Genomic DNA, 13,487 nt, shown 5'->3' with positions numbered 1-13,487 from the left:
CTTTATATCACTCCACCTCATAAGAGGTGGAAGCGATAGAAGCTATATGATAGTATGGTCTAAAAATATGTAGCTTTTTATTTTACACTCTTATAGCATTCTACTTATCCATATAATTTTTATTTTATATCATTGGTTACGGATTATCTTTCAGATACATTTATGATATAATATAAAAAATTATAGGGTGCATTCTAAAGAAAAAGGAATAAATATGCAAAAATCTTCAAAAAAAGCATTTACCATGATAGAGTTAATATTTGTAATTGTAGTGATTGGGATCCTTTCGGCAATAGCGGTACCTAAGTTTGCAGCTACACGTGATGATGCTCAGGTTACAAAAGGGTTAGCAACATTGGCCTCTGTAAGGAGTGCACTTGCTACAGAGAGACAAAAACAGATACTTAAAGGTGATTTTGATGGCATTACAAATTTACGAGGAACAGGTTCTGGTGTTTTTACTAAGTTTAATGATGTGAATGGTAGTTTGGTTTTGGAGTATGATGTAAAGTCATGTACAGATAGGGTTGGATGTTGGAGTACGAATGATGGTGAAACGTATACCTTTAAGTCACCATCTGGAGATTGTACATTTAAGTTAGAGAACAACCGCTTTAATGATGTAACCAGTGGCGGATGTACTGATATGAATTAGCCATATCATTTACTATCTTGTATTTTTATAAAATTCTTCTTATGAAGTCAAGTGCTCCCAGCTTGACTTATTCATCTCCAAATATATTAAAAAAAGGTACAGTGGTTACTGTGCCTTTAAAAACGACGCTAAAAGATGCAGTTGTCATAGAAAAGGTGGTAAAGCCTGAATTTGAAACTGCAGAGATCACCTCTGTTTCAGATCATGCTTATAGTCAGGAACAGATGGAGATAGCGAAGTTTATCTGTGAGTATTATTTTTCTTCTTTGGGTGAAGCACTTTCTCTTTTTATCCCATTTAAACTTTCTTCTGCTACAGAATCATCTTCGAAGTCCATAGAAAAAAATATGCTTCCAAGGTTAAGTGACATACAGAAAAATGCTTATGATCAACTCCTCAAAAAAGAGAAAGCACTGCTGTTTGGTGTCACCGGGTCGGGGAAAACAGAGATCTTCATTTCGCTAATGGCAAAGATGTTGGAAGAGGGGAAAAGCGCTATTTTTCTTATGCCCGAGATCTCACTGACACCGCAAATGGAAAAGCGTCTTAAGGTCTATTTTGGCGAGCGTGTGGCTATGTGGCATTCCAAGTTGACCAAGAAGAAAAAAGAGTCTATCCTCGAAGGCATAGAAAGAGGAGAGATACGCATTGTCGCGGGAGCGCGTTCTGCGCTTTTTGTGCCGTTGTCCAACCTTGGGCTTATCATTGTAGATGAAGAACATGATGACAGTTATAAGGCGATGACCAGACCGCGTTACCATGCACGGGATGTAGCAGTATTGATGGGAAGTAGATTGGGTGCGAAAGTGGTGTTGGCTTCTGCGACACCTTCGATGAGTTCGTACTATAAATATGATGTGGTCAAACTCGATAAACCGTATGTACAAACAGAAAAAAGGTACAAGTTCATTTCTGGTGACAGGATCAACCATACGATGTTGGATGCCATAGATATGCACTACAAAGCGGGAGACCAGTCACTGCTGTTTCTTCCTACCCGTGGAAATTTCAAGTATCTCTACTGTGAGAGTTGCGGCAAGACACATCTTTGCCCTTTCTGTTCAGTGGGCATGGCTCTGCACAGAAAATACAGACATTTAAAATGCCACTACTGTAACTATACTGAACCTATACGGGATACCTGTACCCACTGTGGTCATACACCGCTTAAAAGTGAACGTATGGGTACCGTGGAAGCCATAGAAGTCATTTCTGAAGCGGTTGAAGGGATACAGATAGAACAGTTCGACAAAGACAGTATCACCACGGCTAAAAAACTCAAAGAGGCTTTGAAGCGTTTTGAAAGCGGCGAGAGCCAACTGCTTTTGGGGACACAGATGCTGAGTAAAGGGCATGACTATGCAAATATTACATTGAGTATCATCATGGGGCTTGATTACATCCTGGGACTGGCAGATTACAGGGCACGAGAGAGAGCGACCTCCTTACTCTTTCAGATCGCCGGTCGAAGCGGACGGGCAAAAGCAGCCCAGATCATTGTGCAGACCGGTGATCCGGAATTTTTTCAAACCTATTTGGCCGATTATGAACTTTTCATCAAAGATGAACTGGCATTCTTAGAGATGGCAGAGTACCCTCCTTTTGCCTCACTTGCACGTATACTCATCGCACATAAAGATGAAACCAAAGCAAGCAAGATCACACTGGACACCGTAACGAAACTCAAAGCATTTGAAGAGGTAGAGATAGTGGGACATGGTAAAGCACCGGTAGAAAAAATAGCCAATAAATTCAGGTTCCATATACTCTTGAGATCCAAGCACAGAGTCCCCTTGCTCAAGGCTTTACACAGTGTAGATCGTAGAGAGATAGAGATAGATTTCGACCCTGTTGAATTTTCTTAATATCCGTTGTAGGTTGTTTGGGTAAAATTAGAGAATTATTCAAAAGGCAAACCGTGAAAGAAAGAGTTAAAACAAAAAAAATTTATGTCGGTAATGTCGCTGTAGGCGGTGATGCACCGATCTCTGTGCAGTCTATGACATACAGTGATACGCATAATGTGGCTGCGACAGTAGAGCAGATCAACCGTCTACATTTTTCCGGGGCTGACATGGTGCGTGTGGCAGTACCTGAGATGCAGGATGCGCTTGCACTTAAAGCCATTAAAGAACAGATCTCTTTACCCCTCATTGCAGATATACACTTTAACTATAAATTGGCACTGGAAGCCGCAAAATGGGTGGATTGTATACGTCTGAACCCTGGGAATATCGGTGAAAAATCACGTATCAAAGAGATTGTCAAAGCGTGCCAGGATCGAAACCTGCCTATACGTATAGGGGTGAATGCAGGTTCATTGGAAAAAGAGTTTGATCTGAAGTATGGTGCAACAGCAGAGGGTATGGTCGCATCTGCAGAGTACAACATCAAATTTTTGGAAGATCTGGGATTTACAGACATCAAAGTGTCACTGAAAGCTTCGGATGTAGATAGAACCGTAGATGCCTACAGAATGTTACGCCCCAGAAATGAATACCCTTTTCACTTGGGTGTGACAGAGGCGGGAACGGTTTTTCATGCGACTATCAAGTCTGCTATAGGTCTGGGGGCTTTGTTGCTTGACGGGATAGGGGATACGATGCGTGTTTCCATTACCGGTGAGCTCGAAGAAGAGATCAAAGTCGGGAAAGCCATACTCAAAGACAGCGGTAGAATGAAAGAGGGGCTGAACATCATCTCTTGTCCCACCTGCGGGCGTATAGAGGCGGATCTTGTGAGTGCGGTAGCCGAGGTGGAAAGACGCACAGCACACATTAAAACACCTATGGATGTTTCTGTGATGGGGTGTGTGGTCAATGCTATAGGGGAAGCCAAACATGCGGATGTTGCTATAGCCTATGGAAAAGGTTCAGGTTTGGTCATGCTCAAAGGGGAAGTGGTTGCCAGACTCCCTGAAGCAGAGTTGGTTGAGCGCTTTGTGCAGGAAGTAGAGAAGTTTGCAGAGGATAACAAATAATGGAAAACATGTACAACCTGAATATCGAAAGAGCGGTACTCTCTGCAATTATTTTTGATCCTGAAACCTATGAAGAGATCGCGGCGAAGCTGAAACCACATGATTTCTACCTGCCTTTTCATCAGCATGTTTTTGCTGCGATGGAAGAGCTTAGTGTAGAAGAGAAACCATTGGATGACGAGTTTTTACGTTCAAAACTCAATTCGATGGGTAAATTTGACGAAGTTGCGATGCTGGACCTGCTTTCAGCAAATCCTATTACCAATACCGCGGCCTATCTCAAAGAGATCAAGGCAAAATCAAGTAAAAGAGCCTTGGCGACACTTGCCACAGAGATCAAAAAGGTCACGATAGAAGATGATCTGCCTGCTGAAGAGGTGATGAATCTGGTAGAGAAAAAGCTCTATGAGATCACGCAGAATTCCACTTCTGATGATTTTAGAGAATCCAAAGAGATCACGTTGTCTATGATGGCGGAGATAGAACGTCTCAAAGCACTTGGGAACTCCAAACTGATCGGTACCGATACAGGGTTTAGAAACCTTAATGATAAAACGTCAGGATTTGGTAAGGGGGACCTGGTGATCATCGCTGCACGTCCTGCGATGGGGAAAACGGCATTTGTGCTTAACATGGCACTCAAAGCGATAGAGCGGAATGAAGGTGTTGCCTTTTTCTCGCTGGAGATGCCGGCAGAACAGCTGATGCTTAGAATGCTTTCTGCCAAAACCTCCATACCGCTTCAGGCACTGAGAGTAGGCGATCTTAAAGATGAGCAGTGGAGTGATCTTGCTGCTGCGACTCAGGACCTCGCTTCAAAAAAACTTTTTGTAGATGACGGCGGATATGCGACCATCCATCATGTGCGCAGTAAACTTCGTAAACTGAAAGCACAACACCCTGAAATCTCTGTAGCGATCATAGATTACCTACAGCTGATGAGTGGTGAAGGTAGAGAAGGAAGACAACAGGAGGTCTCTGAAATATCAAGAGGGCTCAAACAGTTGGCCAGGGAACTTCAGATACCAATCATTGCACTCTCTCAACTTAACCGTGGAGTGGAAAGCAGGGATAATAAACGTCCTATGCTCTCTGACCTCCGTGAGTCCGGAGCTATAGAACAGGATGCCGATATCATTCTTTTTGTGTATCGTGATGATGTGTACCGTGAGGCGCAGGAGAAAGAGAAAGAGATGAAAGCCAAAGCCGAAGGTAAAGAATATACCTCCGAGTTTAGAAAAAAACCTGAAGAAGATGCGGAGATCATCATCGGGAAACAGAGAAATGGACCGACCGGTACCGTCAAACTTATTTTCCAAAAGAACTTTACACGTTTCGTGGATGCCCCAACAGGGTCGGCTGTTGAAATAGTGTATGAAGACGCTGATATCCCTATGAATACAGGAAATATAGAGTTGCCTGTTTTATAGGGCGTAATAGCTTCTTCTACGCTGCCGTTGAAGGCTTGTACAACTTGGTATAAGCGTCTCACATGCACTAGAATGTATCTCCACTCACCAGAGTTGATTTTGAAGGAATTGTTGTGCAATTAGAAAAACCAAAACTATTCCCGGAGAAGAAAACATTTATCTGGGTGATGCTCTTTTTCCTGATTGTGATACTCATTCGGCTCTTTTTTGAATATCAAGCCTATCAAAATTTCATTGGAAAACCCTTTTATTACACGCATGCAAATGTATTGAATACGTATAAAAAGTCTAAGGGAGATCAACACTATCAAGTACTCAAACTTCGAAGTACAGAAGGGTTGACCTTTTATACAACGAACTATAGTCAAGATCATTTCGATCACAAACGTCTGCGTCTGCAGATCTTTCCAAACAAGAACATCTCTTTTGTTGGCTATCTAGGCACCTTTTATGTGAAAAGTCGTATGAAAGGCCAAGAAGTGCTTCCTGTCACCTTCAAAGACAGGTTATTGGAAAAAGTGGCTTCACAACATGAAAACACCTCTTTAGGCTCATTTTACAATGCGATATTTTTTGCTACCTTGTTAGAGAAAGAGTTAAGAGAAAAGATCAGTATGCTCGGTGTCAGCCATCTTGTGGCCTTGAGCGGATTTCATCTGGGCATACTGTGGGGCCTGGTCTATGGTTTTCTTTTATTGCTTTATAGACCCTTTCAGCAACACTTTTTCCCTTACCGCCATGCACTGTTTGATGTGGGAGCCATGGCTATGATACTTTTAGGTGTCTACTTATGGTTTGTCGATTTCCCGCCTTCTCTTCTGCGTTCTTATGCGATGGTACTGGTCGGATGGATGGTACTTTTGTTGGGGTTGGAACTGTTGAGTTTTACTTTTTTAACTACGATCGTTCTGATCCTTGTAGCACTTTTCCCTTCGATGCTGGTTTCTCTTAGTTTTTGGCTTTCTGTGGCAGGGGTATTTTATATCTTTTTAGTGTTACAGCACAGTAAAGGGTTCAATGCATGGGTGGTCACCTTGCTTTTCATACCTCTGGGTATTTTTGTGCTGATGCTTCCTGTCGTACATACTGTGTTCCCTATGACAAGCGGGTATCAACTTTTATCCCCTCTGCTTTCATTGCTCTTCATTCCTTTTTATCCTCTTGTGATGGTTCTGCATCTATTGGGTTTGGGTACGCTTTTTGATACAGGTCTGTCAGCATTGTTTACACTGCCAAAAAGCAGTACAGAGTCACTTTTACCTCTTTGGGCAATCGTGGGGTATATAGGCATATCTATAGGGGCTATATGGAGTAAAAAACTTTTTTGGTCAGTGACAGGTTTGGCAGTATTGTATGCGAATTATATTTTTTTAGTATGAATCTTACGGTTTCCTGCACGGGCCATGCTGCTCCACCATATCGGTGCCAAACCTATCAATCACAAACGACTGTGATTGATTGAGGGGTCTCATATATGCTCTATCTCTTCATTTTTGTTCAGTAGCGCACAAAATTTAAGCCCATGAATGAAGATGGCCCATGAGATATAGATCCATAAAAAGAAAAAAAGTGCGATACTGATACTTCCATAGATACTTGCATAGGTCTTATTGTGGACGACATAGAAGACAAAAGCACTTTTGGAAAGGTACCATACAAGAGAGGCGATGAAGGAACTTGCCAGGGCAGCAGAGACCTCTATATGCATCTGGGGAGAGAGTTGGTAGGCGATGTAGAACATCATCCACACGATGAAATAAGGAATAATTTCATAGAGATGTATAATACTGGTGAGACTGCTTTTATCGAGATACCCTTGTATGAATGCAGAGAGATAAAAAGAGGCAGCCATCATCGTTGGTATGGTGATGATCAGTAAAAGATAGGTTTTCATGGCTTGCCAGATCGTTCGTTTGGGTGTTGAAAAGATGTCATTCACGATATAATCATAGTCTTTGAAAAACATGACTGCGGCAAATATCACATAGAATGCCCCTATATATCCCAATTTGTCTGAGTTTGCTATAAAGGTATTAAGGTATTCCATAATGACTTTGGAATCCGTAGGCAGAAGGTTGGCAAAAATAAGTTTTTCCACTTTTGCATACATCGTATGAAACAGAGGCATGGTAGTAAAAATAGCCAGCATGATCACCAGGAAAGGAATGATAGAGAAAAGGGTACTCCAGCTCAAACTGGATGCATAGTGTCCCAATCTGCTATCAAAAAGATCGCTGAGGAAATCACGTAAAAAGATGTAATAGGTTTTGAGGATTTTTTTGAATTGAGGATTGATTTGCATGGTCATTGATTCCTACGTAACTCCCGTGAAAACACGGGAATCTCTACATTAAAATTGTTGTACTCGGGCAGGTGTATCCTGAAGAGGTGTATACGATCAGCCAGGTAATCCCATTTTTCCCGGATTGAGTATGTTGTTAGGGTCAAAAGCCTGTTTAATACTTTTGAAGAGATCAAGTTCTACCTCATTGAATGCGATGTTCATGAACGGTGCCTTGCTCGTACCGATACCATGTTCGCCACTCAGGGTTCCTCCCATCTCTACCACAAGCTCGAAGATCTCTTCTATTGCCTGATGTCCATCATGAAGTTGTTTTTCATCTGAACCGTCTACCATGACATTGACATGGATATTCCCATCACCTGCATGTCCGAAACATGGCACTTTGAAGCCGTATTTTTTTCCCACTGCGTAGATACGCTCCAGTGCTTCGGGCAGCATACTTCTTGGCACAGAGATATCTTCATTGAGTTTTTTACTCCCGAAGATCGTGATAGATGGGGAAGCATTACGTCTTGCATACCAAAGTTCATCCCTTTTTTGGGCATCATGTGCGATGATGAAATCCTGGGCACCATTCTCTTTAAATGATCTTTCCAAGGTTTCCAGTTGAAATTCTACCTCTTCGATCACATTCCCATCCACATCACCGATGAGCAGCGCACCTGCATCTTCCGGTAGTTTGATGCCCAGTTTCTCTTTGAGTGCCTGGACCACCAGGTCATCCATAAACTCCATGGCCACAGGATTCGCACCCGCGGCAAGTGATTTGAACACCGCATTCATCGCATCATCCACAGAAGGGAAGATACCCATATAGGCTTTGGTAAATTTAGGTTTAGGAATGAGCTTCAGTGTGATCTCTGTGATCACAGCCAATGTCCCTTCACTTGCAATGAGAATCCCCGCTATGTTATAGCCTGCCACATCTTTGATGGTACGTTTCCCTGCACGGATGATGTCACCGTTCGGACGTACTGCACGAAGCGCCATCACATAGTCTTTCGTAAGACCGTATTTTGCTGCACGCATACCCCCGGCATTTTCACTGACGTTCCCGCCGAGAGTAGAATACTGCTCACTGGCAGGATCAGGCGGATAAAAAAGTCCTACCTCTTCAACCGCTTTTTGCAGGTCCATATTGATCACACCCGGCTGCACTACGGCTACCATGTTCTCCATATCGATCTCAAGGATCTTGTTCATATGTTTTTCCATCCCCAACGTGATACCGCCTTGAGATGGAAGTGCCCCACCTGTAAACCCTGAACCGGCCCCTCTTGGTGTAATGACGATCTGATGTTCATTGCAGTATTTGAGAATCGCACTGACATCCGCTTCATCTCTTGGAAAGATCACAGCTTCAGGTTCATAGCGTGTGCGTGTAGCATCATAAGAGTATGCGATGAGGTGTGCTTTATCGCTGTAGACATTCTCTTTCCCGACAAGTGTTTCAAAATATTTTATATGTTTTTTATCTAACATGACTGACTTCCATTATAAAGATTTCATTGTATCGTAATAGTTACCCTTCACATCACTGCCGAACCATTCTGAATCAAGTGATTTCAAACGCATGTAAAAAGGGAATGACCCTTTGGAGGGAAGATCGGTCATTGACTGTTCAGAGACAATTTTTGCAGAAATAGGGTCTAAAAGTACAGCAGAGTTTTTACGTACGATACAGACAAGACCTACTTGATATTTTTTTGCAAAACGCGCAAGGTTTTCTCTTGTTGGTTTCTCTTCTCCTTCAGTAGAAAGATAGAGGGCAAAGAGATCAGGATGTATCCATTTTTTACTATATTCAGAGGTGATCTTTGCATAGGTATCTGCATCCGGGGCTAAAAGAAGCACATTATTATAAAGGTATCCGCCAATGACCTTGTCCTTCACTGAAATAGGTGTTTTGATGGTAGGAAGTTCATCATGATGGAGGATATCTTTACTGACCAATGCCACGGATCTATTCGCTGAAGTTTGGGCAATGCGACTTGTAATAGCTGTCAGGTCATTGCCGTAATTATGTATTACAACACCACTCATACCATCAACAGGAAATTGTTTGTTGAGTGTAATGGTCTCTCCATTTACAGATTTGACAGAAGTGTGCACTGTTTGCGGGAAAAAACCTGCAAAGAGCGGTAGAGAGAGTAGCGCAATAAGAGCTATTTTGTGCATAGCGGTCCTTTAAGTGTTAAATAATGGTATTGATTATACAAGCAATATAGTAAAAGTTTATTGATGTTTTTAGTATAGTAGGTAGATTAACCTACTTAAGTTATAATAATGTCCAACTAAGCAGTAGGGATAATAGTAGAGAATGGGAAGTCTAAAAAATATAGTGGTATGGATCTTGGTCTCAAGTTCCTTATTTGGCGCGAAAGTAACGCTTGGACATTGGGAAAAAGGGAAAACATTTTCAGATTATCTAGATTCCAAAAAGATCTCTAAAGAGATACTCAATGATATTTCAAAAGCAGATATCCAGTTTCTCTCCGAAATTGAGGGAGACCAACTTTATTACGAGTTAAAAGACACCAACGGTACACTTGAACAGGCATTGATCCCGATAGGGGAAGAGATGCAGATAAGGCTGGCCAAAGAGCATAACAGCGATGTGTATAATTTCGATATTATTCCTATAGAGTATAAAGAAAAAGAATACAGTGCTACGGTCACCATAGAACAAAATCTCTATACGGATGTAAACAATGCATTACATCATCCTGCACTCGCAGATAAGATCGGGCAGCTTTTTAAGGGCACTGTGAATGCGAAAAAGTTTCGAAAGGGAGACAAAGTCTCTTTCCTCTATGCACAAAAAACGAGAATGGGCCAACCACACACTATGCCATCTATTAAAATCGCGATGATTGAATCTAGGAAGAAACAACAGTTTATCTATGCAGATGAAGATGGTTATGGCTATAAGAGCACTAAAAAGTCTCAAGCGTATACGGTCACAGGTAAGGAAAAAGTAATCTACACCCGCAGGGTCCCTGTAAAAAGTACTTCTTCACGTTTTGGTATGCCTTTACGTCATGTCCGTATCACTTCCTCATTCACTCATAGAAGATATCATCCTATATTGAAACGGTATCGCCCGCATCATGGTACAGACTTTGGTGCAAGAAGGGGAACACCGCTTCTTGCAGTCAATGCAGGGAAAGTCAGTTTTTCCGGTAGTATGAGAGGGTATGGCAAAGTGGTGAAGATCAAACATCCTGGCGGGTATGAATCACTCTATGCCCATCAGAGCCGTATACGTGCAAAAAGAGGAGAGCGGGTAAAGAAAGGTCAGATCATCGGGTATGTTGGAAGTACAGGACGAAGTACAGGCCCCCATTTGCATTTTGGAATGAAGAAAAACGGAAGATGGATTGACCCGATGCGAGTCCTGCACAAGACGTCGATCAAAGATACCGTCTTGAAGAAGATTACCGAATATAAGGATGTGACCAAAACGAAATATAAAAAAGTCGTGATCAAGAATGCCAAAGAGAATGAAGAAAAACTTTTGGCATATCTCAAAGAGGGAAGCCCACTTTTTATATGGGATGGATATGAACAAACAAGCATGAGGGTAGAAGATGGGAAAAAAGATCAAGCACTTTAAACTTCAGCCTTTGGTCAATGCCAAGTTCATATCCACATCATTTGCCACCTACGAACAAGAAGGTATTGAAAAATCATGGGAGATCGTTGAAGCACATGACAGTGTTGCCATTCTTCTTTACCATAAAGAGAAGAGATCATTTGTTCTGGTAAAACAGTTCCGTCCTGCAGTGTACTTGAACAATGAAAATGGGATGACCATAGAACTGTGTGCAGGTATCGTAGATAAGGCACTTTCTCTGGCAGAAATTGCTAAAGAAGAGGTAGAAGAGGAGTGCGGCTATGATATCCCCCTTTCAAACATTCAAAAGATCACTTCTTTTCATACCTCGGTGGGCTTTGCAGGAAGTAAACAGACACTCTATTTTGCCGAAGTCGAGGAGCGTATGAAAGTCAGTGAAGGCGGAGGTGTGGATCATGAACAGATAGAGGTTGTCTACCTGCCGACAGAGGAAGCAAAGAAATTTCTCTATGATGAAAGCATCGCAAAAACGCCGGGTCTCATGTTTGCATTCATGTGGTGGTTCGAGAGGAATTAGATCTCTCTTGACCCATATGCCGCACCTGCAGAAAAAGCGCTAGTCACAATACCTTTTGAGAAGACACTGATACTCCTCTATACGTCTGTCACGTAAAAATGGCCAGATATCACGTACCTCTTTGGTACGCGCATGTTCGATCTCTGCATAGAGGATCGTTTCGCTCTTGTCATCCGCATGAACGATCATCTCTCCCTGTGCACCACAGACAAAAGAGTTCCCCCAAAAACGTGTACCGGCCATCACCCCGGCACAATCTGCTTCAAAGCCTACACGGTTACAGCTCAGTACCGGTAACCCGTTGGCAATGGCATGAGAACGCTGTATAGTGATCCAGCTGTCAAGTTGTCTGGCCTTTTCTTCTTCGCTGTCCGCTTCAAACCAGCCAATAGCAGTAGGATAGATAAGCATTTCCGCTCCTTTGAGTGCCATGGCACGTGCTGCTTCCGGGTACCATTGGTCCCAGCAGACCAGTACACCCAGTTTCCCAACAGAAGTTTGTATAGGTTCAAAACCGAGGTCCCCCGGGGTAAAGTAAAACTTCTCATAGAATCCAGGATCATCAGGGATATGCATTTTTCGGTATTTACCTGCAACAGAGCCATCTTTTTCGAAGACCACAGCAGTATTATGGTAGAGGCCTGCTGCACGTTTTTCAAAAAGTGAAGTGACCAATACCACACTGTTCTCTTTTGCAATAGTGCTCCAAAATGCTACATCAGCTTCAAAATGGGCGGCATAATCAAAAAATTTTGTATCTTCACTTTGACAGAAGTATTCTGTTTGATGAAGCTCCTGCAAGACAACAAGCTCTGCACCGTTTTGTGCGGCCTCCTGTATCTTCTCTACTGTGACTTGAGCGGTTTGTGCTTTGTTGCCATGGTAAGCCTGTTGGATCAGTGCTGTTTTCATAAGAATCCTTTTTAATATACTATCTGCATCGTAGAACAGTGTAGACTCCCGCCTTGTTCTATGAGTTTTAAACAATTGACCGGGATGATCTCCCTGTCGGGAAATACTCCTTTAAATATCTCTCCGACCTTAGTGTCATTTTTATCATCGTAAGTAGGGTAGATCAGTGCATCATTGGTAATGAGAAAGTTGGCATAGGTTGCCGGGAGTCTTTCTCCATCATCATTATATTTCGCTTCACACATCGGAAGCGGGATCAAAGTGTAGGGTTTCCCTTCAACTGTGGTAAATCCCTGTAGTTGTGCTTCCATCTGCTGCAGGGCTTCGTAATGTTCATCTTCTTTGTCTTCACACTTGACATACATGATGGTCGTTGTATTGACAAATCTGGCCAAGGTGTCTATATGACTGTCTGTATCATCGCCTGCAAGATATCCATGGTCCAGCCATAAAACCCTCTGCGCACCCAGATAGGTATGCAGCTTCTCTTCTATCTCTTTTTTATTCAGGCCGCCGTTTCTGTTCGGGTTGCAAAGGCATTCTGAAGTGGTGAGGATGGTTCCCTCTCCATCACTCTCTATCGAGCCTCCTTCAAGGACAAAATCGATCTGTTCGAGAGGGGTGGTCCCAAGGTATCCTTTTTGATGTAAAGCAGTGTTGACAGCATTGTCAAGAGAGGCTTCAAATTTACCGCCCCAACCATCAAAAGTGAAATCCAGAAGCTTTACTTCATCATTTTCTTTAATACTGATGTATCCGTAGTCACGTATCCAGGTATCGTTCGTTGGTATCTCTATGAAAGTCATGTTCCGTGTGGAACAGAACATATTTGCAATTTTTTCTTTCTCTTTACAGATAATGTAAACTGCTTCTCCGTAAGCGATAGCCTGAGCGATGCGTATAAACGGTGATAGACTGGCTTCCAAGTCTGCCGGATTGTCTCGATCATGCCAGTCTGTCTCTTCATGAGGAAAGGACAACAATACAGCACGCTGCCTTTCCCATTCTGCCGGCATCACCACTTTTAGATCTTTTTGCATCTTGTCCCTTA

The 13,487-nt window shown here is 42.5% G+C and carries 12 protein-coding genes; 7 read left to right on the top strand and 5 right to left on the bottom strand.

Features of this window, described 5'->3' with window-relative positions:
* Nucleotides 1–214: 214 nt before the first annotated feature.
* The 5 genes from LDM98_RS07325 (at nt 215) to LDM98_RS07305 (ending at nt 6,444) form a co-directional block, all read left to right on the top strand.
* Nucleotides 215–655, top strand: a complete 441-nt coding sequence (locus LDM98_RS07325) for a type II secretion system protein (RefSeq protein ID WP_223898720.1) — start codon at nt 215–217, stop codon at nt 653–655.
* Between the two features lie 41 nt (nt 656–696).
* Nucleotides 697–2,520 (top strand): primosomal protein N', encoded by a 1,824-nt coding sequence (locus tag LDM98_RS07320; protein WP_238480216.1) that lies wholly within the window; start codon nt 697–699, stop codon nt 2,518–2,520.
* 53 nt (nt 2,521–2,573) lie between these two features.
* Nucleotides 2,574–3,635 carry a flavodoxin-dependent (E)-4-hydroxy-3-methylbut-2-enyl-diphosphate synthase gene (gene ispG / locus LDM98_RS07315; RefSeq protein ID WP_223898717.1) on the top strand — a complete coding sequence of 354 codons (1,062 nt, stop codon included), beginning with the start codon at nt 2,574–2,576 and terminating at the stop codon, nt 3,633–3,635.
* Nucleotides 3,635–5,065 (top strand): replicative DNA helicase, encoded by a 1,431-nt coding sequence (locus LDM98_RS07310; RefSeq protein ID WP_223898714.1) that lies wholly within the window; start codon nt 3,635–3,637, stop codon nt 5,063–5,065. The genes ispG and LDM98_RS07310 overlap by 1 nt, the downstream gene beginning before the upstream one ends.
* A 113-nt stretch (nt 5,066–5,178) precedes the next feature.
* Nucleotides 5,179–6,444 carry a ComEC/Rec2 family competence protein gene (locus tag LDM98_RS07305; RefSeq protein WP_223898713.1) on the top strand — a complete coding sequence of 422 codons (1,266 nt, stop codon included), beginning with the start codon at nt 5,179–5,181 and terminating at the stop codon, nt 6,442–6,444.
* 89 nt (nt 6,445–6,533) lie between these two features.
* Here LDM98_RS07305 and LDM98_RS07300 read toward each other — a convergent pair whose 3' ends face one another.
* From LDM98_RS07300 to LDM98_RS07290, 3 genes are all read right to left on the bottom strand, one after another.
* Nucleotides 6,534–7,367 carry a YihY family inner membrane protein gene (locus LDM98_RS07300; protein ID WP_223898711.1) on the bottom strand — a complete coding sequence of 278 codons (834 nt, stop codon included), beginning with the start codon at nt 7,365–7,367 and terminating at the stop codon, nt 6,534–6,536.
* A 96-nt stretch (nt 7,368–7,463) separates the two neighbouring features.
* A complete protein-coding gene (locus LDM98_RS07295; protein ID WP_223898710.1) occupies nt 7,464–8,852 on the bottom strand; it encodes an FAD-binding oxidoreductase in 1,389 nt (462 codons plus the stop codon).
* A gap of 12 nt (nt 8,853–8,864) precedes the next feature.
* Complete coding sequence (locus LDM98_RS07290; protein WP_223898709.1) at nt 8,865–9,548, bottom strand: plasminogen-binding N-terminal domain-containing protein; 684 nt, start codon at nt 9,546–9,548, stop codon at nt 8,865–8,867.
* A gap of 142 nt (nt 9,549–9,690) precedes the next feature.
* Between LDM98_RS07290 and LDM98_RS07285 the strand changes: the two genes are divergently transcribed.
* Complete coding sequence (locus tag LDM98_RS07285) at nt 9,691–10,986, top strand: peptidoglycan DD-metalloendopeptidase family protein (RefSeq protein ID WP_223898708.1); 1,296 nt, start codon at nt 9,691–9,693, stop codon at nt 10,984–10,986.
* Nucleotides 10,961–11,524 carry an NUDIX domain-containing protein gene (locus LDM98_RS07280; protein ID WP_223898707.1) on the top strand — a complete coding sequence of 188 codons (564 nt, stop codon included), beginning with the start codon at nt 10,961–10,963 and terminating at the stop codon, nt 11,522–11,524. The genes LDM98_RS07285 and LDM98_RS07280 overlap by 26 nt, the downstream gene beginning before the upstream one ends.
* 39 nt (nt 11,525–11,563) lie before the next feature.
* On the opposite strand, the gene LDM98_RS07275 is transcribed toward LDM98_RS07280, so the two are convergent.
* On the bottom strand, nt 11,564–12,436 hold the full coding sequence (locus tag LDM98_RS07275) for a carbon-nitrogen hydrolase (protein ID WP_223898706.1): 873 nt from the start codon (nt 12,434–12,436) through the stop codon (nt 11,564–11,566).
* Between the two features lie 11 nt (nt 12,437–12,447).
* Nucleotides 12,448–13,476 (bottom strand): agmatine deiminase family protein, encoded by a 1,029-nt coding sequence (locus LDM98_RS07270; protein ID WP_223898704.1) that lies wholly within the window; start codon nt 13,474–13,476, stop codon nt 12,448–12,450.
* Nucleotides 13,477–13,487: the final 11 nt, after the last annotated feature.

Source organism: Sulfurovum sp. TSL1, assembly GCF_019972135.1.
GTDB lineage: Bacteria > Campylobacterota > Campylobacteria > Campylobacterales > Sulfurovaceae > Sulfurovum.
The sequence above is the reverse complement of the archived record's forward strand: the minus strand, read 5'-3'. Positions and strand labels throughout refer to the sequence as shown.

Bases quoted from the DNA above. Each gene is read 5' to 3' on its own strand.
- LDM98_RS07325 (WP_223898720.1), top strand. From the start codon at position 215: ATGCAAAAATCTTCAAAAAAAGCATTTACCATGATAGAGTTAATATTT.
- LDM98_RS07320 (WP_238480216.1), top strand. From the start codon at position 697: ATGAAGTCAAGTGCTCCCAGCTTGACTTATTCATCTCCAAATATATTA.
- LDM98_RS07310 (WP_223898714.1), top strand. From the start codon at position 3,635: ATGGAAAACATGTACAACCTGAATATCGAAAGAGCGGTACTCTCTGCA.
- LDM98_RS07300 (WP_223898711.1), bottom strand. From the start codon at position 7,367: ATGCAAATCAATCCTCAATTCAAAAAAATCCTCAAAACCTATTACATC.
- LDM98_RS07295 (WP_223898710.1), bottom strand. From the start codon at position 8,852: ATGTTAGATAAAAAACATATAAAATATTTTGAAACACTTGTCGGGAAA.
- LDM98_RS07290 (WP_223898709.1), bottom strand. From the start codon at position 9,548: ATGCACAAAATAGCTCTTATTGCGCTACTCTCTCTACCGCTCTTTGCA.
- LDM98_RS07285 (WP_223898708.1), top strand. From the start codon at position 9,691: ATGGGAAGTCTAAAAAATATAGTGGTATGGATCTTGGTCTCAAGTTCC.
- LDM98_RS07280 (WP_223898707.1), top strand. From the start codon at position 10,961: ATGGGAAAAAAGATCAAGCACTTTAAACTTCAGCCTTTGGTCAATGCC.
- LDM98_RS07275 (WP_223898706.1), bottom strand. From the start codon at position 12,436: ATGAAAACAGCACTGATCCAACAGGCTTACCATGGCAACAAAGCACAA.
- LDM98_RS07270 (WP_223898704.1), bottom strand. From the start codon at position 13,476: ATGCAAAAAGATCTAAAAGTGGTGATGCCGGCAGAATGGGAAAGGCAG.